The organism is Lentzea sp. NPDC036949 (assembly GCF_055608075.1).
Genome location: NZ_JBVJRA010000007.1, coordinates 388,462 through 411,668, shown reverse-complemented (window position 1 = coordinate 411,668; position 23,207 = coordinate 388,462). Strand labels below are relative to the sequence as shown.

At 66.0% G+C, this 23,207-nt stretch carries 24 protein-coding genes and 1 tRNA gene; 13 read left to right on the top strand and 12 right to left on the bottom strand.

Annotated features, from left to right (window positions below; genetic code table 11):
• Position 1 precedes the first annotated feature (1 nt).
• Positions 2-424 (top strand): TIGR02611 family protein, encoded by a 423-nt coding sequence (locus ACZ7CD_RS22290; protein WP_470370991.1) that lies wholly within the window; start codon positions 2-4, stop codon positions 422-424.
• A 56-nt stretch (positions 425-480) separates the two neighbouring features.
• Positions 481-552: transfer RNA gene (locus tag ACZ7CD_RS22285), tRNA-Val, on the top strand.
• 120 nt (positions 553-672) lie between these two features.
• Here the strand turns inward: ACZ7CD_RS22285 and ACZ7CD_RS22280 are convergent.
• Both ACZ7CD_RS22280 and ACZ7CD_RS22275 read right to left on the bottom strand, forming a co-directional pair.
• On the bottom strand, positions 673-2,022 hold the full coding sequence (locus tag ACZ7CD_RS22280; RefSeq protein WP_470374528.1) for a tyrosine-type recombinase/integrase: 1,350 nt from the start codon (positions 2,020-2,022) through the stop codon (positions 673-675).
• Positions 2,019-2,228: a helix-turn-helix domain-containing protein gene (locus tag ACZ7CD_RS22275; RefSeq protein WP_470379604.1), complete on the bottom strand. Its 210-nt coding sequence runs from the start codon at positions 2,226-2,228 to the stop codon at positions 2,019-2,021. Before ACZ7CD_RS22275 ends, ACZ7CD_RS22280 begins: the two co-directional genes overlap by 4 nt.
• Positions 2,229-2,662: 434 nt before the next feature.
• On the opposite strand from ACZ7CD_RS22275, the gene ACZ7CD_RS22270 reads away from it, so the two are divergent.
• Complete coding sequence (locus ACZ7CD_RS22270) at positions 2,663-2,950, top strand: helix-turn-helix domain-containing protein (RefSeq protein WP_470374529.1); 288 nt, start codon at positions 2,663-2,665, stop codon at positions 2,948-2,950.
• 6 nt (positions 2,951-2,956) lie between these two features.
• Here the strand turns inward: ACZ7CD_RS22270 and ACZ7CD_RS22265 are convergent, their stop codons facing one another.
• From ACZ7CD_RS22265 to ACZ7CD_RS22240, 6 genes are all read right to left on the bottom strand, one after another.
• Positions 2,957-3,745, bottom strand: coding sequence for a deazapurine DNA modification protein DpdA family protein (locus ACZ7CD_RS22265; RefSeq protein ID WP_470379603.1), 789 nt, complete (start codon positions 3,743-3,745; stop codon positions 2,957-2,959).
• Positions 3,742-4,119: a VUT family protein gene (locus ACZ7CD_RS22260; protein ID WP_470374531.1), complete on the bottom strand. Its 378-nt coding sequence runs from the start codon at positions 4,117-4,119 to the stop codon at positions 3,742-3,744. The genes ACZ7CD_RS22265 and ACZ7CD_RS22260 overlap by 4 nt, the downstream gene beginning before the upstream one ends.
• Before the next feature lie 197 nt (positions 4,120-4,316).
• Positions 4,317-4,901: a hypothetical protein gene (locus ACZ7CD_RS22255; protein WP_470379602.1), complete on the bottom strand. Its 585-nt coding sequence runs from the start codon at positions 4,899-4,901 to the stop codon at positions 4,317-4,319.
• Between the two features lie 91 nt (positions 4,902-4,992).
• Positions 4,993-6,330 carry a DNA cytosine methyltransferase gene (locus ACZ7CD_RS22250; RefSeq protein ID WP_470374533.1) on the bottom strand — a complete coding sequence of 446 codons (1,338 nt, stop codon included), beginning with the start codon at positions 6,328-6,330 and terminating at the stop codon, positions 4,993-4,995.
• Positions 6,327-7,151, bottom strand: coding sequence for a DNA methyltransferase (locus ACZ7CD_RS22245; protein WP_470374534.1), 825 nt, complete (start codon positions 7,149-7,151; stop codon positions 6,327-6,329). The genes ACZ7CD_RS22250 and ACZ7CD_RS22245 overlap by 4 nt, the downstream gene beginning before the upstream one ends.
• Entirely contained in the window at positions 7,148-7,801 is a 654-nt protein-coding gene (locus tag ACZ7CD_RS22240; protein WP_470374535.1) for a hypothetical protein, read from the bottom strand. Before ACZ7CD_RS22240 ends, ACZ7CD_RS22245 begins: the two co-directional genes overlap by 4 nt.
• Positions 7,802-8,220: 419 nt before the next feature.
• On the opposite strand from ACZ7CD_RS22240, the gene ACZ7CD_RS22235 reads away from it, so the two are divergent.
• From ACZ7CD_RS22235 to ACZ7CD_RS22190, 10 genes are all read left to right on the top strand, one after another.
• Positions 8,221-9,114, top strand: coding sequence for a hypothetical protein (locus tag ACZ7CD_RS22235; RefSeq protein ID WP_470374536.1), 894 nt, complete (start codon positions 8,221-8,223; stop codon positions 9,112-9,114).
• Positions 9,105-9,467: a pilin gene (locus ACZ7CD_RS22230; protein ID WP_470374537.1), complete on the top strand. Its 363-nt coding sequence runs from the start codon at positions 9,105-9,107 to the stop codon at positions 9,465-9,467. The genes ACZ7CD_RS22235 and ACZ7CD_RS22230 overlap by 10 nt, the downstream gene beginning before the upstream one ends.
• Positions 9,468-9,560: 93 nt before the next feature.
• Positions 9,561-11,090 carry a hypothetical protein gene (locus tag ACZ7CD_RS22225; RefSeq protein WP_470379601.1) on the top strand — a complete coding sequence of 510 codons (1,530 nt, stop codon included), beginning with the start codon at positions 9,561-9,563 and terminating at the stop codon, positions 11,088-11,090.
• Complete coding sequence (locus ACZ7CD_RS22220) at positions 11,087-12,109, top strand: PrgI family protein (RefSeq protein ID WP_470374539.1); 1,023 nt, start codon at positions 11,087-11,089, stop codon at positions 12,107-12,109. The genes ACZ7CD_RS22225 and ACZ7CD_RS22220 overlap by 4 nt, the downstream gene beginning before the upstream one ends.
• Complete coding sequence (locus ACZ7CD_RS22215) at positions 12,109-13,941, top strand: VirB4 family type IV secretion system protein (protein WP_470374540.1); 1,833 nt, start codon at positions 12,109-12,111, stop codon at positions 13,939-13,941. The genes ACZ7CD_RS22220 and ACZ7CD_RS22215 overlap by 1 nt, the downstream gene beginning before the upstream one ends.
• Positions 13,942-13,956: 15 nt before the next feature.
• On the top strand, positions 13,957-14,718 hold the full coding sequence (locus tag ACZ7CD_RS22210) for a GP88 family protein (protein ID WP_470374541.1): 762 nt from the start codon (positions 13,957-13,959) through the stop codon (positions 14,716-14,718).
• Positions 14,719-14,727: 9 nt separating this feature from the next.
• Entirely contained in the window at positions 14,728-17,223 is a 2,496-nt protein-coding gene (locus ACZ7CD_RS22205; RefSeq protein WP_470374542.1) for a DUF8128 domain-containing protein, read from the top strand.
• Between the two features lie 142 nt (positions 17,224-17,365).
• Positions 17,366-18,256, top strand: a complete 891-nt coding sequence (locus ACZ7CD_RS22200; RefSeq protein WP_470374543.1) for a replication-relaxation family protein — start codon at positions 17,366-17,368, stop codon at positions 18,254-18,256.
• A 3-nt stretch (positions 18,257-18,259) separates the two neighbouring features.
• The gene (locus tag ACZ7CD_RS22195) at positions 18,260-19,207 is read left to right on the top strand and encodes a C40 family peptidase (RefSeq protein WP_470374544.1); all 948 of its coding nucleotides are present in this window, start codon (positions 18,260-18,262) and stop codon (positions 19,205-19,207) included.
• A 163-nt stretch (positions 19,208-19,370) separates the two neighbouring features.
• Complete coding sequence (locus ACZ7CD_RS22190) at positions 19,371-20,054, top strand: hypothetical protein (RefSeq protein ID WP_470374545.1); 684 nt, start codon at positions 19,371-19,373, stop codon at positions 20,052-20,054.
• 18 nt (positions 20,055-20,072) lie between these two features.
• Here ACZ7CD_RS22190 and ACZ7CD_RS22185 read toward each other — a convergent pair whose 3' ends face one another.
• The 4 genes from ACZ7CD_RS22185 to ACZ7CD_RS22170 all read right to left on the bottom strand — a co-directional run bounded on the left by ACZ7CD_RS22185 (position 20,073) and on the right by ACZ7CD_RS22170 (position 23,168).
• A complete protein-coding gene (locus tag ACZ7CD_RS22185) occupies positions 20,073-21,056 on the bottom strand; it encodes a hypothetical protein (RefSeq protein WP_470374546.1) in 984 nt (327 codons plus the stop codon).
• 42 nt (positions 21,057-21,098) lie between these two features.
• Positions 21,099-21,707, bottom strand: coding sequence for a hypothetical protein (locus tag ACZ7CD_RS22180; protein ID WP_470374547.1), 609 nt, complete (start codon positions 21,705-21,707; stop codon positions 21,099-21,101).
• Positions 21,708-22,047: 340 nt separating this feature from the next.
• Positions 22,048-22,515, bottom strand: a complete 468-nt coding sequence (locus ACZ7CD_RS22175) for a hypothetical protein (RefSeq protein WP_470374548.1) — start codon at positions 22,513-22,515, stop codon at positions 22,048-22,050.
• Between the two features lie 50 nt (positions 22,516-22,565).
• Positions 22,566-23,168: a hypothetical protein gene (locus ACZ7CD_RS22170; protein ID WP_470374729.1), complete on the bottom strand. Its 603-nt coding sequence runs from the start codon at positions 23,166-23,168 to the stop codon at positions 22,566-22,568.
• Positions 23,169-23,207: the final 39 nt, after the last annotated feature.

Here is a 23,207-nt window from a genome sequence, read left to right as displayed (position 1 = left end):
CATGACCAAGCCCGACGCGAAGCCCACCGAGCACAAGGGCTGGCGCAACTGGTTCCACCGCAACCCGGCGCTGAACCTCGCCTACCGCATCGGCGTCGGCGTGATCGGCGGCGTCGTGCTGGTCGCGGGCGTCATCATGATCCCGTACCCCGGCCCCGGCTGGCTAGTGGTCTTCGCGGGCCTCGCCATCCTCGCGACCGAGTTCGAGTGGGCCGGCCGCGTCCTGAAGTTCGCCAAGCGCTACTACGACCGCTGGGTGGAGTGGCTGAAGCGCCAACCGGCGTGGGTCCGCGGCCTCGTGATGGCCGGCGTCTGCGCCATCGTCCTGGTCACCTGCTACTTCCTCAACGTGTTTGCGCTGGTAGGAGGCTGGTTCGGCCTCGACTGGGCCTGGTTGCAGAGCCCGATTTTTGGTTCTCGTTGATGATGTTGTAAGCTATGACCACACCGCGAGAGCGGGGCAGCAAGACAACAGAACACGGGCGTTTAGCTCAGCGGGAGAGCGCTTCGTTCACACCGAAGAGGTCACTGGTTCGATCCCAGTATCGCCCACACACCCCGAAAGCCTCTGACCTGCGAAGGTCGGGGGCTTTCGGCTTTCTCGGGCACCCGTAGACCCCTGGTTCCGAGGCGTCGGTGCAGAAAGTGGTGCTAAACCGGTGTCGTCCCACGTCAGACCAGCCCCTTCTGCGAGGGCGGCAGGAACAGACCAATCACTGCCTCCGCGGCGTCGCGATCAAGGTCCTCGATGTCCGCGGAGTAGGTGTCGAGCGTGAACGCCACCGTCGCGTGTCCGAGGCGAGAGCTGACAATCTTCGGGTGCACACCCGCTCGCAGCGAGATGGTCGCGTAGGTGTGCCGGATGTCATGGAATCGAATCTTCGGCAGCCCCAGGAGATCGACCAGCCTGTTGAACTCCTCGGTGATGGTGTCCGGGTAGATCGGTCGACCATCTTCCCAGCAGAACGCCAGCCCGTGGTCCCGATAGGCCTCGCCCCACTCCCGCTTCTCCTTCTCCACCTGCTGAAAATGCACGGTCAGCACCCCGGTGGTGAAGCTGTCCAGCGCGAGCAGCCGGCGGCTCTTCTGACTCTTGCCCGAGCCCTTCACCGCTCTTCCGCCAGCAATAACTCGTGTGGTCGCCGCCATACGAACCACCTTCTTCGACAGGTCGAAGGCGGCAATCTCAACACCGCTCAACTCGGAGCGGCGAACCCCGGTCGACGCCTCCAGGACCCACAACGCATACCAGCGGTGATGTCGCGCGTGCTCGAGGAAGAGCATCATCTGCTCCGGAGTCCAGGTGCTGTGGTTCCGCCTCGGGACCGATGGAGCCTTCACACTTCGAACCGGGTTGAGGCTGAGGTACTTCCACATCACCGCCACGCTCATCGCAGAGCTGAGCATGATGTGGACGCTCTTCACGGTCTTCGGCGCGAGCCCAGGTACATGGGGCTTTGGGATGCGACCGACCTCGTAGCGCCGGACGGCACGGCGTGCAGCGGCGTAGGTCACACCTACCTTGTCAGCGATCTCCCGCGGCCGAATCTCCCGATCTGCGGCACGAGCTTCCTTCCACAGCTCGTACATCTCGCCGTTGGTATTGCGCTTCTGACGCCCTTCCGTAAGCAGGTAGTCGTAGAGCGCAGCTACCACCGATGGCACGAAGTCCTGCATCAGGCGCTTTCCCACGATCGGCATCACGTAGGTCCGCGCCAACGTCTCATAGTTGGCCGCCGTCGTCGGTTCAGTAGTGAGGCGGACGTACGGAAAGTACTGCTCGAAGAAGTCGTTGATCGTGGCGCGAGACGGCTTCACATAGGTCTCGGTGGCGAGTGCAGCACGCGCTGCCTCCATCCCCGCCCACGCTTCGTCCTCAGTCTCGTAGCCGCTCTTCCTGATCTGCTCTCGTACACCAGTGAGAGGGTGCTCAGGCCCTTGGAAGGCATACGCCCACTTCCGGCCGCGCCGATACACCGATCCATCAGGACGCTTGCGGGACCGCTTTTTCTTGCCAGTCATGCCGCCTCAGCCCCCGCAGCGCCGTCCTGTCCGGGTTCGAGGAACTCGACAAGCCGGGCACGAACCACGTAGACCCTGCGTCCCATCCGGCGGACACCGGGCAGCAGCCCTGAGTGAGCGTATCGATAAGCCGAGGCTCGGCTGATGCCCAACAACCTGGCAGCTTCTGGAACGGACACAAGAGCAGGACCGCGTTCATCGAACATCATTTTCTCCAAACGCAAATAGGGTACGAGAAATGACCGAAATCAGCAATTTGAACTGTCAGTTCGCGTGCCCTGATTGGGTCAACCTCAACTGCACGCCCGCCCATGGGCATGACCGAAACTGTGCCCTGCCGAAGGGCGTCCTGATTGGACTACGAACCTCCTCACGCCTCATCGCGGGTCGACGGCGCTATGTACTCATGCCGGACGCAGGCGCCGCACGCAGACCGGAAGGCGCCGCTCATGCCGGTCACCTAACAAGGTAGAACCTATCATAGATAGGTGCTACCTATCCCAAGGAGGTCAGGGTTACCTTCCAGTCGGAGTGCCCGTACTTGCGGAGATGCTTGGTGGGTTCTGAGTACAGATCGGGGACACTGAGCAGCACTTGGCGCTCAGGATGAGCACTCGGTATACGCAAGCGCAGAAGGAGCATGACGGTGCAGCTTCGATGGCGGCTCAGGCAGGTTATGGCCTCCCGCGAGGTGTGGACAGGCAAAGAGCTGCGCGAGCTTCTTGCCGACCGCGCCGACTTCACTCTGTCCGGGCCGTCGGTGTACGCATTGATCAACAACGAGCCAACGCAAGTCAAAACCGACACCCTGCAGGCGCTGTGCACCGCGCTCCAGTGCACGCCGAACGAGTTGTACGGAGTGACCGCTCCACGTGAGATCTCGTTGGCGAACGAGCAGCCCCCACCTGACACGCCCGCTACGGGCTGACGGTGATCATGCCGCCTTCACCAGCAGGAGGCCCTCCTTCTTACCAGCGTCTGCAGATTCGATGCCGACCGCTGCCTGGATCCGGCGGTGCCAGTTGAGCGCAAAGCGCAGGCAGTTGGATTCACTGCGATGACTGGGCCCACAGCCGGGCACGTATCGGCCGCGCATGCTCCATGACATGGAGTCACTGCTGACGATCGAGTTGCCATACCGCTCAAGCCCGAGCACTTTGGCACCGAAGGCGTGCAGCCGGTATCCGCGGGCGGCAAGCGATCGCACGATCCATTCGACCTCGGCCGTGTGCTGGCGGCGACAGATGCTGCCGATACCAATCAAAGGCAGAGCAGCAAGGTCGACACCATGATGCTCGTACCAGTCAGCGCACCTGTGGTAGTCCGCCACGCTGTCACCCTGCAAGACAGGTATGAACGGCAGCTCGGAAGCCAGATCCCTCAGGCGCAAGTAGTTCGTCACGGTCATGCGTTGGTGCATACGCAGACTCGCGCCGGTACGCGCCAGAACAGACCGTTCCGTCATGCTGTCCATAGGCGCGGCAAAGGCAAGCTGCCCGATCTCGGTGGCGTAGCGCCTAACCGCGGTTACGTAGGTTCGCTCGTCGAACCTCCACCGACCGTGGAGTGATAGCTCCGTGAAGCCGCCCGAGTCCAGAGCCCATGGACCACTCGCACGTGGCAAGCTGCGCCGGCCAGCCAACCGTCGATGAGAAACCAGCAGCGGCACACCGAGGTCGCGGCTCAACCAGGCGGGCTGATGGGTACCTAGGTAGAACCTCATCGCGGCACCGCCCGGAACCGGGTACGCCGCATAGCCCACAGAACAGCGAGCGTGAGCACCGTTGCAGCGGTCTTGCCCGCGACTTGCCCTGGTACGGCGGTGAAGGAGCCGAACGCAAGCGGCACGAACAGCAGACTGTCGACGACCAACCCAGACAGGTTCGATACCAGAACCGCGCGTAGCTGCGGGCCTGGGCGCAGCACGGCGTAAAGCGCCGAGTCGACCAACTCGGACGCTGCGAACGCCACGACGCTGGCCACCGCAATCTGCGGCGATGCCAGGAGCCACGACAACCCTGCCCCTGTCACAACAGCAGCAGTTACACCTGGCACGCCGAGCGTTTCGTGCAGCAGATCGCGGAGCGTGAGGGTCACGCCCGCCCAGACTGTCCCGGCTGGAACGACCAGCGGTCCGAGGGCGACTGCAGGCGAGCATGTGGACGCAACGTTTGCGAAGACCACTGATCCTACGTAGGCAGCCACGACCAGGATTCGGCTCAGGACCACGACGCCGGAAGACCGACCGCGAAAACGTGCTGCTCCCTGCAGCAACCGGTGAACGCGCGGAGCCATCATGCCGCGTCCTCTGTGATGGCCGTGCCAGAGTGGCCCGTCCACGGCGAGCATCCGTCTGGATCGGCCACGTCCTCCACATCGGCGACGAGATGCAGCCCCCGTCGTGATGCGGTGCGTGGCTCAAGGTTGACTTCGTCGAGCGGCATGCAGGACCGGTGCAGGAAGTACTGGCCACGCGCTGGCTGGCCGTGGTCGGCGGCGTGTGGGTAACCGTGGATCCCGATCGCCTGCTCGGCATAGACACCGCGTGGGACTCGGCGTGGATACGGGTGGCCAAGCAGCTGCCGAGCGGCCTGCTTGAACGGGCGGATCTTGTATTCGCCAGTGCACTGGCGTCGAGCCAGTCCCTTTGAACCGTCCGGGTTCAGCACGTGCAGCGGCATCGACACGAATCGATGCCGCGGGTCGAGCGCATCGGTACGGATGTCGCCTGCTGAGACGGTGCGCAACGGGATGCCCGCACGTTCGGCGAAGTCGGCAAGCCGAGCAAGGTTCGCGTAGACGGCTCGCGGCTCCCAACGAGTGTCGGCGAACAGGGCACAATCGAATGGCCGGATCACGCGTTCGCACGCGAGCAGCAAAACCGCGGTGCTCTGGACTCCTGCGCTGAGCGAAAACAATCTCAGGGCTGGGCCAGGTTTTGGAACTGAGTGTCGGGAGTTCATGCCGCAGTCACCTCTGCCCACTCCTGCCGTGAGCCTGATTGATGAGTTCCGCAAGATCAGCAAGGAGCAGAGCCAGCGCACAGGCGGCCTGTTGAGGCACAACACCGTTGCCCAACGCGCGCAGCTGTGCCGTCCTGGGCAACGGCAAGTCGGTGACCCATCCCGCGGGCAAGCCCATGAGGTGCTCGACGAAGGCGGGTGCCAGTACCGGCCGGCCATGGCGGCCCGGCTGTGTCGGGAACGGCGCGGGACGACCGAGGAGTCGTTCCCACCGGCGCACGGCCAGGTCGTATTCGCCCCAGTCCGCTAGGCGGCTTTGTCCAGCTCGTTGCAGGCCAGCAGCTGTATGACGGCCGACGGCAGCATCATGTCGCCCTTCGACCCGCGTTGGGCAGGACAGCCCTTCGTCCCATCGGTGGCCCGAGGAGTCGGCAGGAGACGACACTGGTCGGTCAGCGACGGACCACCATCCTGCCCGTGGTGCGTGGACGCGTTCGCATCGGACGCTGTCGGCGTCGGCAGCAACCGGACCGCGATGGACAACGGCATCCCCGCCCGAGTGCTGTCGGACTCCTTGCAGCGGTGCTTCTCGTAGCGTTCCAGCCAGTGAGCGGGGTCCTCGTAGTCGTTCGGGTTGGCAGCCGTCGGAGTCGGAAAGAGCTTGATCACCGAACTCACCACGTCGTGAAGGCTGACTTGATGGCCGAGCAGCCGACGACGCACCGGGTCCGCGGCGCCGCGGTTGTCGCCGTCGCGTGCTTGTGGTGTCGGCAGCATGCGGGAGGACAGCGTCTCGGGGCCAAGCGAGCAGGAAGACTCGTTCGCGTTGGTGCGCTGCACCGACTTCGGAGGCGCGGACGCTACGCCAGAGCGCGTCATACCCTGCTTCGGCCAGGTCGCCGAGTACACGGTGGAGGCCTCCGTCTTTCCAGCGAAGCGCGGCGACGTTCTCCACGACGAGCAGCCCTGGTCGTAGTACGCGAACGCCCGCCATGATGTCGGTCCAGATGCCACTGCGTTCGCCCTTCTCGATGCCCGCGCGCCGACCGGCCGCGGAGATGTCCTGGCACGGGAAGCCGGCAGTGAGAACGTCAACTGGCTCGACCTCGGCCCAGTCGATCTGCCGGATGTCGCCGAGGTTCGGCACACTCGGCATTCGCGCTTCGAGGATGGTTCTGACGTGTGGATCGGTATCCGCGACCCAGGCAAGGCGTCCACGTCCCAGAGCCGCGAGCAGTCCGAGATCCAGTCCGGCGTAGCCGGTGCACACCGAGCCCACGACGACGTCGCAGTCCCCCAGCACCAGGTTCCACGGCGAAGCAGCAGTCCTCCGGTTGGTGTTCATGCCGCGGCCCCGAGAACCAGACACCGCTCTTCGCGTGTTGCGGACCGAGGTGCCTTGGCGCTCGCTGCCATGAGCTCGACCTCGTGCGCGAGCCGGAAGACGAGCACTTCGTGATGAGCGTTGAGCGCGATCGGCTGACCGGCGACCCGCGCGGCAGCAGCGGCACGGCGCTCGGCGAGCGCTGCGTACGTGACGAGTCGACTGCCGCGCAGCTCGGCGGTGAGAGCGATGCATCGGTCAACCGGAGTCAGTCCCGCGGCGACGCCTGCCGCGAGGACCGACGTGGTCATGTCCGCCAGAGCACCATCTGGTTGACGGCGTGGCCGCACGACAACCACGACATGTCCGCCGGCTCGCAGCAGCGGCTCGCAGTAGGAGAGTGCTTTGACGAGTTCTCCGTCGCGGTCCGGCGTGGTTCGCAGGGAAGTGAGTACGAGTCCGACTCGTCCGACCAACCCGGCTGCGCACGAGGTCGCCAATACGTTCGGCCGGGCGTCGAGGACGGACCCGTCCCGCCAGGCGCCCGCGTTCTTGGCGGTCGAGATGTTGGCCCTCGCGATCGCCCACCACTGCTTGTGGATGGTCAGGCCGAGTGCGTGGCGATCGGCACGAAGTGCCGCGGTCAGCACGGTGCCTGCGCCGCAGTCGGGGTCGAGTACGAGGTCGCCCGCGTGGGTATGGGTCGCGATGACCTGAGCCGCAACAGCAGGCGGAATTCGCTCACTGTCCGACTCGGTACCGGACACGCAACCTGCCTCCCGCAACTGTGCGTGCGGGCTGAGCTGGCCGGTCGGCCACACCGACGTGACGCGCGCGGTCACCGACTATCGCCTTCCTGCTCGACAGTGCTGACCGAGCCGGCGCGCTGGCCGAACAGCAGCAGGTCGTCGTGCACCTGGATGTGCCGAAGTCGGGTCTCAGCAGCGCGCAGCACATCGTGGGCAGGTGCACGCAGCAGTGCGATCCGGTCGAGGTAGCGCAGTCCGGTTTCGTGTGCGGCGCGCACGAGCTGGCCGACGGGCTCACTGAACCGACCACCGGTGTGAGTACCGCGGGTGATGACCGCGAGGGCGCCAGCCGAGTTGAGTAGATCTGCCCAGTCGGCCGGACGCAGCCAGTCGAGGACGTGTGGTTCGGCGGCGACGAGCACGAGGTCGTAGCCCCCGGTCACGACATCCGAACTGGGGTCCGACCGAAGCCCGAAGTCGGACTTGACCGCTGTGCTCGCCTGAACGCCGCGGCCAAGCCGAACAACAGTCCAGCCCGCTTCGTGTAGTCCGGCGTACGGGCCGGGCTGACCCGAACCGCGACCGGCTGCCGACGGTCGCGCGAGGTACTGCGCTGGTTCGACAAGCAGTACGCGTTGACCGGGCTCGGTGTAGGTCGTGACGGTCTTGATGACGGCGTTCAGCAGCCAGTCGGCGAGCAGACCAGTGCCTTCGCGCAGGTCGTCTTGACCGCACAGCCACACGGTTCCCGGAGGTGCCGGGCGAGGTCGCCGCAACACGCGACGCTGGGTGCGTGGACGCGGTGATCGGCAGTGAATCGGGACCATCGCAGATCTCCTCAGTCAAGCGGATGTCGCTTCCTGACATCCCTTAACTCCGGATCCGAGACCAGTTTTGGACAACTGGAAAAGCAGAGATCCCACAACCTGCCGCAGACGGCCTACCCCCTACTAGGACAAACTTATCGACCGACTAAAACCCCTGCTCAGGGCAGCGAATGGCAAGATCGCAGCCGCAACTAGAGCAGTGGATCAAATAGTTGACAACTAGCAGATGCACGCAAATAGCAAGCTAACACATAGCAATGGCTTGGTATTTGCGTGGTATCCACCGTGGCTCCATGGCGTCGTTGTTTCCGCTTCTACGCCTGAGGAGTCATGTCATGGCACCGAAACGCTTTGTCCGACGCAGCGCTGACTGCGCCCCCAACTCGCTGGACATCGCTCGCGACACCTTCACCTGGCTGGTTACCGGCCCCCACCCGGTGTCACTCGACGGGCACCACTTCGAGGGCCTGCCGAACCGGCAGCTGCCGCTGGACGAGGTCCGCGACCACCTGCTCGCCCGCTCGTGCTCGCAGACGACGAGGGACTCCGTGTGGTCACACCTGGTGCTGCGCTCGCGCACCGAAGGCGCGACGTGGACTGTCGCCGCGGTCGGGGTCGCATTGCCGGCACTGACCTCCGTCGCCGCCACGCTGTCAGCTCGTTTCGCCGGCGATCCGGCCGACGTTCACGCCGAGGTGCTGCGCGGCTTTCTCAGCGCGTTGGCGACCATCGATCTGTGCGCGCCGCGCATCATGTTGCGTCTGCGCTGGGCTGCCTACCGGGCGGGGCACAAGGCGCTGAGCGAAGCGCTAGCCAGTCCGACGCCCGTGGCGCCGGGGTTCCGTTCCGTACCTCCGCACGCTCCGTGGGGACATCCAGACCTCGTGCTCGCGCGTGCCGTGGATGACGGAGTCCTGACCCAGATCGAGGCTGCGCTGATCGGCGCCACTCGGTTGGAAGAGGTCACCGTTCGCGACTGGGCGGCACAGCGTCAGACGAGCGAGTGGGCGGTCTACAAGGCGCGCAAACGAGCTGAGAACCGGCTCGTCGAGTACCTGCGCGACGGCATCGCGGAGACCGATCTGGCCGATCAGGTCGCCGCCGCAGAGGCTCTGTCACAGCGGAAGTCCAAGCCGCGAGTGTCCAAAGCGGAGGCGAATTCCGGAGTTCAGAGCTGCGGGACACACCCGCGTTCCGCTTCGTCTCCGGAGGTGCCGCGATGCGCCTGATCGACCACTCCACCACCTCGAAGCCATCGCTTCGTGCGGCGCTGCTCGTCCAGCTGGTGCTCGGCGCGCTGCTGCTGTCGGCGTCCGTTGCCCACGCCGACACCGCGGTCGTCGCCCTCGCGGCCTCCGTGAGCGAGGTCCTCAACAACATCCGCAACTGGATCATGGGAATCCTCGCGGGCCTCGCGACGGTGTTGCTGACCATCGGCGGCGTCCGGCGGGTCATGGCCGGCGGCGATCCCGGCGAGCACGAGAAGGCGAAGGACTGCTTCAAGTCCGCAGGCTGGGGCTACGGCCTTGCCGCACTGTCGCCGCTCGTCGTGGAGATCCTCAAAGGAATCGTGGGGGCCTGACGGATGGCCGGCACCCCGTACTTCGCACAGCCGCCGACAGCACCGTCGCCACCTCCGCCACCACCAATCATCGACCTGCCTCAGCCAGGAACCGTGGACACCAAGTGCGGTATCACCGACCTGACGGCGTGTGTGAGCGAAGGCTTCAGCTCGTTCGTCAACCTGCTCGTTGGCGAGTCGCTGAACTGGTTGCTCCGGTTCGTCGGCAGCACCCTGCTGTCGACGCCAACGCTCGACCAGTTGCCGCGCGTCGGCGAGATCTGGGAGCAGTCACGGCTGTTCGTAGTCGCGGCCTATTCACTGTTGGTGCTGGTCGCCGGGATCCTGGTGATGAGCCACCAGAGCGTCCAGACGCGGCACTCCATCCGCGAGATCGCGCCGCGCCTCGTGGTCGGCTTCCTCGCCGCCAACCTCAGCCTGCTGCTAAGTGACCAGGCGATCAGGTTCGCCAACGCCGCCTCGCTGGCCGTGCTCGGCGACGGCCTGAATCCGCAGACAGCCGGCCAGGCGCTGTCCGAGTTGCTTGTGGCGCTCGTGAGCAGGTCGCTGCTCGACGGTGGCCTGTTCGCCGGACTGCTGTCGCTCGCGCTGGCGATCCTGTTGCTCGGCCTTCTGATCGGTTACGTCGTGCGGATCGCGCTCACAGTGCTTCTCCTGGCCGGTGCTCCGCTGGCGTTGATGTGCCACGGCTTGCCGCAGACAGAGGGCGTGGCGCACTGGTTCTGGCGAGCCGGAGCGGGCGTGCTCGGAATCCAGGTGGGGCAGAGTCTGACGCTCATTTGCGCGCTGAAGGTCTTCTTGCAGCCGGGCGGCTTCACGTTCTTCGGCACGCCGACCACCGATGGCACCGTCAACCTGATCGTGCTCATCGCTCTGGTGTGGATCCTCGTGAAGATTCCCACCTGGGTTCTGCAACAGGTCCGAGTCGGCGGTGGCGGCCGCTCGTTCCTGGGTGGGCTGGCACGCGCGTTCGTCTTCGGCAAAGCCATGGCGCTGATAAACGGACGGGTTGCTGGCACGCATGCGGTCAAGGCATCCGCCACAGGAACCGCGCGTGCATCTGCGGGTTCAGCAGATCCACCGTGGCCTGCCCAACCGCGCCTCGCGCCAACACCGGAGATGGTCACCAAGCGCCTCAAGGAGGCGTACGACGCGGAACGCTTGCGCACCGCGCAAAAGCCGCGTGTGCCGTCTCAGTCCCCGCGGTTCTTGCAACCGCAGCCTCAACGCACGGTTCACGAACCTGCAGTCATGCCCGCCACGCCGGCGGCGGCAACACCGGAGTTCAGCTCCGCACCGAAGCCGGCCACACCGGTCCCCCTGCAAGGGCCGAAGCCAGGAACGCAGCCGACGTTCCAAACAGCCGGACGCCCGCGCCAACGAGGCTCGGCTCCCGTACCACCGATCCGGGTGGCCGCGGTGCCGGCGCAGCTGCGATTCCAATCGCTAGCCCCGCCAACACCCCCGTCCCCGCCGCGCAAACCGACGTCCGCACCTCCGCCTCCGGCATTCAGGCAAGCACAACCGGCGCCCCGAATCGGTGACGCACGTCAACGAGTCCACTCCGTCCCGCCCCCGGTGTTCCGCGCACCGAAACCAGCCGCAGGAGGTGAGAAGAAGTGAGCCAACCCGTCAGGATTCCCGCTGATGTCGACCGCGAGGACCGCGTGATCGGCCCGTTGACCGCACGTCAACTGCTCATCCTGACCGCCACCGGGATGACGCTTTACGTGGCTTACTCGACGACCCGCGCGTTCGTCCCGCTCGCGGTATTCCTCGTCATCGCCATCCCCATCGGCGTGCTCGCCGCGTTCCTCGCACTGGGAGAGCGCGACGGCATCTCTCTGGACCGCCTGGTGCTCGCCGCGCTGCGGCAGCGGATGATTCCGCGGCACCAGGTGTCCGCTCCGGAAGGCGTACGGCCTGCGCCCGAGTGGTTGGGCCGTGCTTCGAGCGCATCATCGTCCGCGGTCGCACCGGCCGAGCTGCGGCTCCCCGCCGAGGCGGTCACCGACACCGGTGTCATCGACCTCGACAAGGACGGCATGGCCGCGGTCGCGGTCTGCTCGACGGTCAACTTCAGCCTGCGCACGCCCGCCGAGCAGGAATCGCTCGTCGGCTCGTTCGGCCGCTACCTGCACTCGCTGACCGCGCCGGTTCAAGTGCTGGTGCGAGCCGAGCGACTGGACCTGTCCGGCCAAATCGCCGAGCTTCGCGAGCAAGCCGGCGGTCTGCCGCACCCAGCGCTCGAACGAGCAGCACGCGAGCACGCCGACTACCTCGACCAGTTGGGCAGCGCCACCGAACTGCTGCGCCGTCAGGTCCTGCTGGTGCTTCGCGAACCGCTGCCAGCGGTCGACGACCCCGGCAAGCGGGCTGCGGAGGCCCGGCTGGTGCGGCGGCTCGGCGAGGCGGTGGAGCTGCTCTCCCCGTCGGGGATCGTCGTGAGCCCACTGGACCCCGGACAGGCCACCGCCGTGCTCGCGGCCGCATGCAACCCCGACAGCCTGATCCCGCCGAGCGCCGGTCTCGCCGGCTCGGACGAGGTCATCACGAGCGTTCCGGACGAGAGCTGGGACGACTCCTCGTTCGGCACTTCCGCACTCGACGCCTGGGACGACTTCGACGAGGAGAACCGGTGATGAGAACCAAGCTCAGGCGCCGCGTCAAGCCGTCGCAGCCGGGACCCGGCCGAGCCAGTGCGTTCATGCCGGACTCGCTCTCGGTGCGCCCGCGAGCACTTGAGGTCGGTGGCGAGTGGGTCGCGTCGTTCGCAGTGGTCGGCTACCCACGTGAGGTGCACCCCGGCTGGTTGCAGCCGTTGCTCACCTACCCCGGCCGGGTCGACGTCTCGCTGCACATCGAGCCGGTCGACCCCGTCACCGCGGCGAACCGCCTCAAGAAACAGCTGTCCAAACTGGAGTCCGGACGCCGCCACACCAGCGAGAAAGGCCGGCTCGCCGACCCGCACGTCGAGGCCGCCACCGAGGACGCCTACGATCTGTCCGCGCGGGTCGCCCGCGGCGAGGGCAAGCTCTACCGGCTTGGCCTCTACCTGACCGTGCACGCGCCGACCGAGGTCGCGCTCGCCGACGAGGTCGCCGCAGTCCGCTCCCTCGCGGCGTCGCTGCTGCTGGACTGCAAACCGACGACCTACCGCAGCCTGCAGGGCTGGATCACCAGCCTGCCCATGGGCTTGGACCTCGTAGGCATGCGCCGCACCTTTGACACCAGCGCACTGTCCGCGGCGTTCCCGTTCACCTCACCGGACCTGCCACCACCGGACCCGGCCTCGGTCGGCGCGCCGAACGGAGTGCTTTACGGCTTCAACATCGGCAGCCAGGGCCTCGTGCACCACGACCGGTTCGCGCTGGACAACCACAACTCGGTGATCCTCGGCCGGTCGGGCGCCGGCAAGTCGTACCTGGTGAAGCTGGAGCTGCTGCGGTCGCTGTACTGCGGCATCGAGATCCACGTGATCGACCCCGAGGACGAGTACGCGCGGCTCGCCACCGCGGTCGGCGGCACCTACGTGCACCTCGGCGCCGAGCACGTGCGGCTCAACCCGATGGACCTGCCCATCCACACCCGCCCGGACGGCCGCCGCACCGCGCCTCGAGACGCGCTCATCCGCCGCAGCCTCTTCTTGCACACCGTCCTCTCGGTCCTGCTCGACAGCGAGCTCACCGCGGCTGAACGCGCCGCGCTCGACCGCGCAGTCGCGACGACCTATCAACGCGCCGGCATCACGTCGGATCCGCGGACTTGGACCCGACCAGCACCGCTGCTCGCCGACCTCGCGGACGTCCTCCACGGCGGTGACCCGACCGGTGCCGACCTGGCCGCGCGGCTGCATCCGTACATCACGGGCGCGTTCTCCGGGCTGTTCTCCGGTCCGACCTCGACCCGGCCCGAGGGGCACCTGGTGGTGTTCTCGCTGCGGGATCTCGCTGACGAGCTCAAGCCGATCGGCACCTTGCTGACGCTGGACGCGGTGTGGCGGCAGGTGTCGAACCCCGCCATCCGCAAGCCGCGTCTGGTCGTGGTCGACGAGGCGTGGCTGCTGATGAAGCAACCGGCCGGTGCCGAGTTCCTGGTGCGCATGGCCAAGGCCTCGCGCAAGCAATGGGCCGGCTTGACCGTTGCGACGCAGGACACCGCCGACGTGCTCGGGACGGATCTCGGCAAAGCGGTCGTCGCGAACGCCGCGACGCAGATCCTGCTGCGCCAGGCCTCACAGGCGATCGACGAGATCACCCGCACGTTCGACCTCTCGATGGGCGAACGCCAGTTTCTGCTCACCGCCGACCGCGGCCAAGGACTGCTCAGCACCGGACGACAACGGGTCGCCTTCCAGTCCATCGCCTCGCCGGTCGAGCACCACCTCGTCACGTCGGACCCAGCCGAGATCGCCGAGTACGCCGAGAACTCGCCGGAGCTGGAGAACGCCTTCGTCGACCTCGACGCCGCCTAGCCACCGGGGACTTCCATGCCTGAAACACCTCGCCCCGTCCGCCTGCTCACCCAGAACCGCGAAATGCGCCGGATCGGCGTGTGGAACTGGTCCCTCCCTGCTTGGGCGGGACGACTGCCCGATGGCCGCACCTACAACACCTGTCCGAGCGCGGGCATCTGCGCGCAGGTCTGCTACGCGCGTCATGGCACCTACACCTGGCCCGTCGTGCGCGCCAAGCACGAGGCGAACCTCATGTACGTCTTGGACGACCTGGCCGGGTGGAAGTCGGCGATGGTCGCTGAACTCGGTGCGCGCAAGTTCCTCGGTGCGTGGGTCCGGATCCACGACTCCGGCGACTTCTTGTCCGACGCCTACGTCCGTACGTGGCTGGAGATCTGCCGCGCGCGGCCCGACACGAACTTCTACGCCTACACCAAGGAGATATTGCGTTTCCGGACTCTCGTGGAGCCCGACCCGCCGCCCAACTTCCTCTGGGTCTTCTCCTACGGCGGAACCCAGGACGGCGCGCTCGATCCCGCCGTCGACCGCGTTGCCGACATCTTCCCGAGCGAGGCCGCGATCGCAGCGGCCGGGTGGTCGTCGCAGGAGGCCAGCGATCTGCTCGCAGTCCTCGGTCCACGGCTCGTTGGCGTACCGGCCAACCGCATTCCCTTCTTCCTCAGGCGTTTGGCCGGTCGCCGATTCTCCGAGTGGCAAGCAGAAGTAGACGCCGCGCGCGCGTCTCGGCGGCTCCGACTCGTGGCGGGCACCACCGAACGACCGCAAGCCGCGTGAGGAGGCTCCATGTCCATATTCCGCACCGCTCCGCTGATCTCCCCTCTCATCGGTGACTACCTTCGCGACCCGCTGGGGGCGTTCCAGAACGCGGTCACCTACTTCCGCGGCCTCACGCTCACCTGGTGGCCGATCGCCGGACCAGTGCTCACCACCGTGCTGACCGCCGCGGCGATCCTGCGACGCCAGTGGCTTCGGCGCCATCACCGACGTCTGGTTGCCGACGCTCGGTTGGTCACCGTCCTGGTGCCTCCGACTGTCGATCCGGCAGGAGCGGTCACCGTCTGGTCGAACCTCGTGGGCCTGCTGCGGCCTGGCTGGCTCCGCCGCTTTTCCGGACAACCGCACGTCACCTTCGAGCTGATCTTCAGCAACGACAGCGTGCGGATCAGCCTTTGGGTGCCTGGACCCGTGCCGCCCGGCATGGTCGAACGAGCAATCGAGGCCGCGTGGCCTGGCGCGCACACCAGCACGACGCCTGCAGAGGCGCCGATCCCCGCGGCGGCACCGGCAGGCCGCCGCGTGGAGGCGGTTGGCGGCGAGCTGCGGCTGGCCAGGTCGGAGGCACTGCCGATCCGCACCGACCATCCAGCCGATCCGGTCCGCGCGATGCTGGGTGCCCCGGTGGGACTCGGCCCGCACGAGCGGGTTTGCGTACAGATTCTGGCTCGCCCGGTCGCTGGGCACCGGGTGACCAAGGCGCGCCGGGCAGCGCGACGAGTGCACACAGGAGGCTCAGCCCACCTGATCGGCCGACTCCTCGACGTCATCACGCCGGACAGGAGCCCGACACGGTCAGCCAGCAGGCATCCTCGCGCACTCGATCGCCAGACCAGCCTGGAGCACTCGGCCCAGGACCGTGCCGTCGTGCACAAACTGCGCGCGAACCCGTTCGAGACCCGCATCCGCTACGCGGTCGCCACCACCGTCCCTGAAAACGCGCCTCCCGCCGAGCTCCGCGCGGCGCGGGAGGTTCTACGAGGCCGTGGGCACGCGATCGCCTCCGCCTTCGCCGCCTACTCCGAACACAACTACTACCGCCGGATCCGGCTACGCGACCCACTTGCCGTGCTCGCCGAACGTCGCCTCGGCAAGGGCGACCTGCTTTCGATCCCGGAGCTGGCCGCCATCGCCCACCTACCGATCGACGAGGCCACACCGGGCCTGCAACGGGCTGGCGCCAAGGCCGTGCCGCCACCACCCGGCATCGCCACGACCGGCGACAACATCAAGCCCCTGGGACGGTCCGACTCCGGCCACTCTCGTCCAGTCGGCCTGCACGTCGCCGACGCCCGCCACCACATGCACATCCTCGGCGCCACCGGATCCGGCAAGTCCGAGCTGATGGCCCGCATGATCCTCGACGACGCCGAAGCCGGCCGCGGCGTGGTCGTGATCGACCCGAAAGGCGACCTCATCACCGACGTCCTGATGCGGCTACCGGAGGAACTCGGCGAGAAGGTGGTGCTGTTCGACGCCGACTCCCGCTCCCGCCCACCGGTGCTCAACCCCTTGGAGGGCGAGGACAAGTTCCGCGCGGTCGACAACCTGGTCAGCATCTTCTCCCGTATCTACGCCTCGTCGTGGGGACCACGTACCGACGACATCCTGCGCGCCGGCCTGCTCACCCTCACCGCGCTGCCGGGCACGCCGACCCTTGCAGACCTGCCCAAGCTGTTGACCACCCAGGCGTTCCGGCACCGAGCCTGCAGCCAGATCGACGACGACGTGCTCAAGGGCTTCTGGTCCTGGTACGACAGCCTCTCCGAAGCCAGCCGCGCACAAGTGATCGCACCGCTGATGAACAAGGTCCGGGGCTTCCTGCTCCGTCCCTTCGTCCGTGCCGCGATCGCCGGCGGCCAATCCACGGTGGACATAGACGACGTGCTCAACACCGGCGGCATCTGCCTCGTCCGCATCGCCCGCGACGCACTCGGCATGGAGACCGCCCGGCTCGTCGGCTCGATCGTCGTAGCCCGCACCTGGCAGGCAGCCACCCGTCGAGCCCGTGTCCCTCAACGGAAGCGACGCGACTGCAGCCTCTACGTGGACGAGTGCCACAACTTCCTCAACCTCGCCTACCCGCTCGAAGACATGCTGGCCGAGGCCCGCGGCTACCGCCTGTCGATGACGCTGGCGCACCAGTACCTCGGCCAGCTCCCCAAGGAGCTCGAAGAAGGCATCAGCACCAACGCCAGGTCGAAGATCTTCTTCAACGCCTCGCCGGAGGACGCCCGTCGCTTGGCCCGGCACACGATGCCCCGGCTCAACGAACACGACCTGTCCAACCTCGGCGCCTTCCACATCGCCGCACGCCTCGTTCTCGGCGGCGAAGAGGCGCCACCGTTCACCGCGGTGACGGAGAAGCTGCGGCCCGCAGTGCCAGGCCGCTCCAAATCGATCCGCGAAGCCGCCAAGGTGAACGCGCGCCAATCCAAGACCGTTCGCGCAACGGCCCCGGCCACCTTGCCGGTCGCGGATCCGCGCAGAGCAACCCAGGGGTGAGCCTGTGATCACCAATCCCACGCCGCAACGAGCGCTCCGCGGCCACATGCCGCGGCGGCCCACTCCCAGGTCCGCGACGAGCGGGACCCATCACGCCCAACTTGCTGGCCGCCTCACCCTCCGCGACCGCTGGTTGGCCCGCATGCTGCACGAGCACAAGGTCCTCACGACGTACCAGATCGCTGAGATGTGCTTCCCAAGCGTACGAGCAGCGAATCATCGTCTGCTCGACCTGTTCAAGTGGCGGGTCATCGACCGGTTCCAGCCGTTCGTCAGCTCGGGTACCGCGCCGATGCACTACGTCCTTGACATCGCCGGCGCCGTCGCCCTGGCATACGAAGACGGCATCAACCCCAAGGAGATCAACTACCGCCACGAAGACGCCATCGGCATCGCGCACTCGCTGCGCCTCGCCCACACCGTCGGAACCAACGGCTTCTTCACCGCCTTGGTCGCGCTGGGCCAGCAGGACGGTGCTGGCGGCCAGCTGACGGCGTGGTGGTCGGAGCAGCGGTGCAAGCGCCTGTTCGGCGACATGGTCCGTCCCGACGCCTACGGCCGTTGGCAGGAGGATGGAAAGCAGATCGAGTTCTTTCTGGAGTTCGACTTCGGCACAGAAAGCCTCAGCACCCTCGCCAGCAAGCTCCACGGCTACGAGAAACTCGCCCGCGCAACAGGGATCACGACGCCCGTCCTCGTGTGGCTACCGACCCACCGTCGTGAGGCCAACGCCCGGAGAACTCTTGCCGAGGTCTCCGCACAACTGGACCACCCAGCGCTCGTGCCGCTGGCGACCAGCGCTGCGGACGTGACCGGGGTTCCTGGCCATGACACTCCCGCCGCTGCTCGCTGGCTGCCAGGCATGGCCGCGCATCAACCAGGCCGACTTCGTCTCGCCGAGCTCGCTGAACTCTGGACGTACACCGTGCCGTCCAACGCGCCTCTGCCGTCGACCGCAGCGCAGCATCAGCAGACCCTCGTCCCGCCGTCTCCGCTTCCTCCAGTCCCGACCGCCAGTCGCACCCGGAGATGACAGATGAAGATCGCCATAGCCGCCGCAGCTGCGGTCATCGCCGTGCCGATGGTCATCGGCGGCATCGGCCAAGCCGTCGTGAAAGGTGTCTTCGGCTCCAGCAGCACCCAGCCCAGCAACGAAGCGCTGGCAGACATCCCGGCTGACTACCTGGCGCTGTACCGAGCGACAACGTCCGTGTGCCCCGGCCTCGACTGGTCGATCCTCGCCGCCATCGGCAAGATCGAGAGCAACCACGGCCGCAGCACCTTGGCCGGCATCGCCGAAGGGACCGAGAACTCCGCAGGCGCCCGCGGACCGATGCAGTTCCTCCAGCCCACGTTCGACGGCGTCGTCGCGCGACACCCCCTCCCACCGGGTGGCAGGACGCCGCCGTCGCCGTGGGACAAGCACGACGCGATCTACGCTGCAGGCCACTACCTCTGTGACTCCGGTGCGTCGAAGGACCTCCGCAAGGCGATCCTCGCGTACAACCACGCGGACTGGTACGTGAACAAGGTGCTCGAACAAGCACGACGGTACGGGGAGGCGATGACAGGCACCGGCGACTGCAACAACGTCCAGGCGCCGAGCCCCGCCGCGGCGATCGCGATCAGGTTCGCGTGCGAGCAGCTTGGCGAGCCCTACGTCTGGGGTGGCAATGGTGAGACCGGCTGGGACTGCTCCGGTCTCACCACGGCCGCGTACGCCGCAGCCGGAATCCGCCTGCCCCGCCATACTCAGGCTCAGTACCAGGCCGGTCCGCTGGTCCCCAGCGGACAGCCTCTCATGCCGGGAGATCTGGTCCTTTACGGCACACCACGCGATGTCCACCACGTTGGCCTCTACATCGGCGCAGGCAAGATGGTGCACGCACCGACGTTCGGCCAGCCCGTTCAAGTCGCCCCGTACCGGTGGAGCGGCGATGACTACCTCGCCGCCTCGCGTCCAGCAGCTGGCGCGCCTTTGTAGCTTCCACACAAGCCCCTTCTACCTGCACGTACTATCGAGACAGCGGACGAGTAACGCCATACCACCTTTGCGCGATAATCAGCTGGTTGCCATGTAGGCGAGGGCGGGTGCTGCAGTGGTTAGTAATCTTAGGCGACTCGACAACTCGAGTCGCTTGAACAGCGTGCCGATCCTTGGCTGGCTGGGCCTTATTCTGGCCACCGCCGTGATCTTCATTGGGTGCACAGCACTCGTCCGAGCAGTAGATTTTGCTGGACTCCCGAAGGACGATGGCGACCGATGGGAATTGGCGACAGCCTTCTCCGGCGCTATTTCTGCAGCGTTCATTGCAGCGGCAGTGACCTGGATAGCCGGCCAGCCTGCGGACAGCACCAGGTTTACAGCAGCTGCGAATACAAATGCGACCATGAAACACGATCGAAACCTCATCGCAAACATGAGGTTCACAAGCGCATTCAGAGGCGCAGCCTTGACGGTTGGCGTTATGGCTAACGTTGCCATCACAGCCGGCACAGTTGCGAAAGTAGCCCAAGGAACGTGGCTTGTCGGTGTCGCGATCATGTCGGTTGCAGTTGGAGTCGTATCGCTATACCTGGCCTATATCGGTGGAACTCTGCTGCGCGCTAAGAGAATCAGATCAGGAACGGCAAGCATCGGCGGCTGGTTAATTGCAGGATTTGGGCTGGCAATGATCGACGCCACCACAATTCCGGACAGAGCTAGGCTCATGTCAATACGCCCGCTATTCCCTCCCGAGACCCTCCTGCTGACAATAGTCTTCTTGATTACTGGCCTCGCCGTGATGATTGATCCCAAATTTGGTCGACAGAACTCACCGCAAGGTTGATAGAACAATCCTTCAGACCTAATCAAGTACTCGTACGCAGCGTCGGCGGAACGTCTCATCGCGGACGACCCGACCGCCGGACTGACGGTCGACCATAACGATGTCTAGTGCACCGAAACCGATCTGAAGGGCCGCGGCCTCAACGGCGGCCACTTCCTGATTATCAGCAGCAAGAACAAGCAACCGCATGCACGCGTCGGGTTCGAGATCAGATCTCCGAAGGCCATCGTCGTAGCAGCGCAGCAGTTCCGCCGCCGTCGTAGCGGTGACGACGATGTCCGCCCACCCGATCACGAGTGCGTCCGCCGGACGAGCCGAAGGCGGAACGTTCGCCACGATGAAGTCCTGAGAGTCCTGCAGATCGGTCAGCAGCGCCACGACGTCCTGTGGGCGGACGTGGTCGGCGGTGGTCGTGGGCACGACCAGACGACACCCGCTCAGAGTCTGGCGGTCGAAGGGTGCCTGCAGAGCGTCCTTGGCGAGTGCCGCTTCCTTGGCCGTGGTGGGCGTTGCGAGGACCGCGACGCTTCGTCGGCGACTGAGGAACTCGGCCGCCAGTGTCGCGCTGACGGTGTTCCGGGCCGTGCCGTCATCACCCGGAAGGCCTGTCACCGCGATGGTCAGGGCTGGCGCGGGGACGTTGTTGAGGATGCTCGCCAGGGTCGCCGTGTCTTCAGGCAAACACATCAACCCAGCGCCCAGCTCGAAAGCGTTCGGGCGCACGGATTCGCAGGTATCAGCGCCCATCACGACGTACACCTTCGGTCGCCGAGGTAGGTATTCGTCGCGCACCTCCACGACGTCGGCACCGTCGATCAAGACCACCGCGGCCGCAAGCCAGGCTCGCACGGACACTGTCCCAGGTGGACGAACTGCTACACGAGCGCCACTGACGCAGTCATCGATCACGTAGCGGAACTCCGGTTGACTGGTGATCAGAAGGATCGGAGCTGCACTCAGCACGAGGGCCCCCTCAGGTACGTCTAACGGATGTACTGGCATCAAAGGGAAGGTTGTTCGCGCACGGCGCGATAGATCCGCTGCTCATGCATCGAAGGTCAACGGGCACCGACACAGCGGGCAGGCGGCGTAGGCCTGATCTCGATCGTCGTCGGGTGTGCGGACAAGGCCGCTGATCTCTGTGGTTACAGGCGCGTAGTTCGCTCGACCGGGCTGCAGGACCACACTGTCGACCGTCACCCACTCGTGCCCGGCCCGACAGCCGGCCATCGCTTGCGAGTACTCGGACCAGACATCCACGTCGTCCGATGCGTTGACGTAGACCACCGGCAGATCCGGGAAGAAGTGCGGTCCACCTTCGAGAACGACCATGAAGGACCCGAGTTCCTCACCTGCCTTGAACACCATGAACTTGAAGTCCTCGGCCAAGAGCGTGCAGTACTCACGCGTGTCCTCGCACCAGAATGCAGTGCCCTCGCCGTCCGGTGCTACCGGGTCGGATCCCGTGCGGTGGTTGATCCACTTGACCACGATGTCGGCACTCACAGTTGCCAAGCCGTTCTCTCGCATCCAAGTGCGGAGATCATCTGTGAGGGTCTGGCTCAGTTCTGCACGGTCGGCAATCCACTCGGCGGTGTCGACCAAAAGCCACTTCCCGTTGGTTCCCAGCGGTGAAACGGTGACGTCAGCCATGACGGTCCCCTAGTTCAACTTGCTCTCACGAGCGAAGATCAGGAAATCTAGATCGCCGACCTGGGCGCGAACGGAGGCGAAGCGGAACTCGCCTTTGCGCGCGGGAGGTGGCGCTTGAAGAAGGTAGGTGCGGGCCGACGGGGCACCTCGCAGCGGAGGTGTCGCACCCCCGCCGGCCACCACACAAACCCGCCTGCGAACAGGAGGGCTTCTGCAGCGTAGCCCCGTTCCGATCTCCGCGTTCACGCCGTGCACAGCGGTTGCGCATCATCTCCGGCGCAACCGTTTGCCGTGCGCGTTGGCAGGCCGTTGAGGACCGGCCAACCCGGTATAGGGCTGGTCAGCCGAGCACGAACGTCCCGGGATGCAGCGCAGTCAGCCGCATGTGTGGACACGACTCACCGGAGTACGGGACGTGCAGGACCAACCGCCCGGCGAGATCACCGCACGCGTCGTCGGGGACTCGCCGTACGGTGAGGCAGAACGCTCCGCGCGGGTCACCGACACTGATCGACACCGTCACGGAGTCGTCGAACTCGTTCGCATCGATCTTCGCCGAGTTCGCCCAGGACAACGGAGTTCGTTCCGGAAGGTGTGGGGCCACCTCCTCCCCGTCCTCATCGTCCGGGACGCACGCAACGTCTCCCGTCTCCGTTGCATAGCCCTGCGCGACTTCAACAACGGTCTCTCCGCACCGTGTACAGCGAAGACCGGAGTTGACGTCATCCGGGAACTCAACGGAGACGGTGACGGAGTCATCCTCGACGAACAGCGGGTTTTCGTGATCAACGTAGAGCGTGGCGGACATGGCACACCTCATCGAGTGAAGGGAAGATCGAGAGCTGAGAAGTCGGTAGCTCAGGCCGTGAACCGGAGCGCCCTGCGGCACTCCGGGCACGCGATGTAGGCGCGCTCGGGATCCCCGAACGGCACTCGCGCTTGACCGCTGATGGTCGGAGAGCCGTCGGCAGCTCCCCCGTCGCACCGGTGCAGCCGGTACCCGTCGTCGGTCTCCCACTCGTGACCGTTCGCGCAGCGACCGAACGCGTGCGCGTAGTCCGCCCAGTGAGCGGTGTCGCTGGTGGTGTCGCGGTAGACCTCAGGTTGGCCGTACATGCCTCCGTCACCGCTCATCGTCACCATCAGGTCGCCCAGCTCTCCGCCGGCCGAGAACACCACGAATCCAAGATCATCAGACAGGATGTTCTCGACGTTGCACGTGTTGTGCGCCCAGAACTGCCCGTCGCCGTACAGGCCCGCGGGGCCTTCCCCGACTCGCTCTGTCGCCCACAGGACCAGCACGTCCGAGGTGGGGTACCGGTGCCCGTTCTCATCCATCCACTCACGCAGATCGTCAGTGAGTTCCTCGCAGCGTTCCGCGCGTTCGGCGATCCACTCAGCGGTATCAACACTGAGCCAACCATCGCCGTTGCTCCACGCGGTAACCATGACATCAGCCATGATGACCACTCCCGTGATTATCGAGTTTGTGTGGTTGCG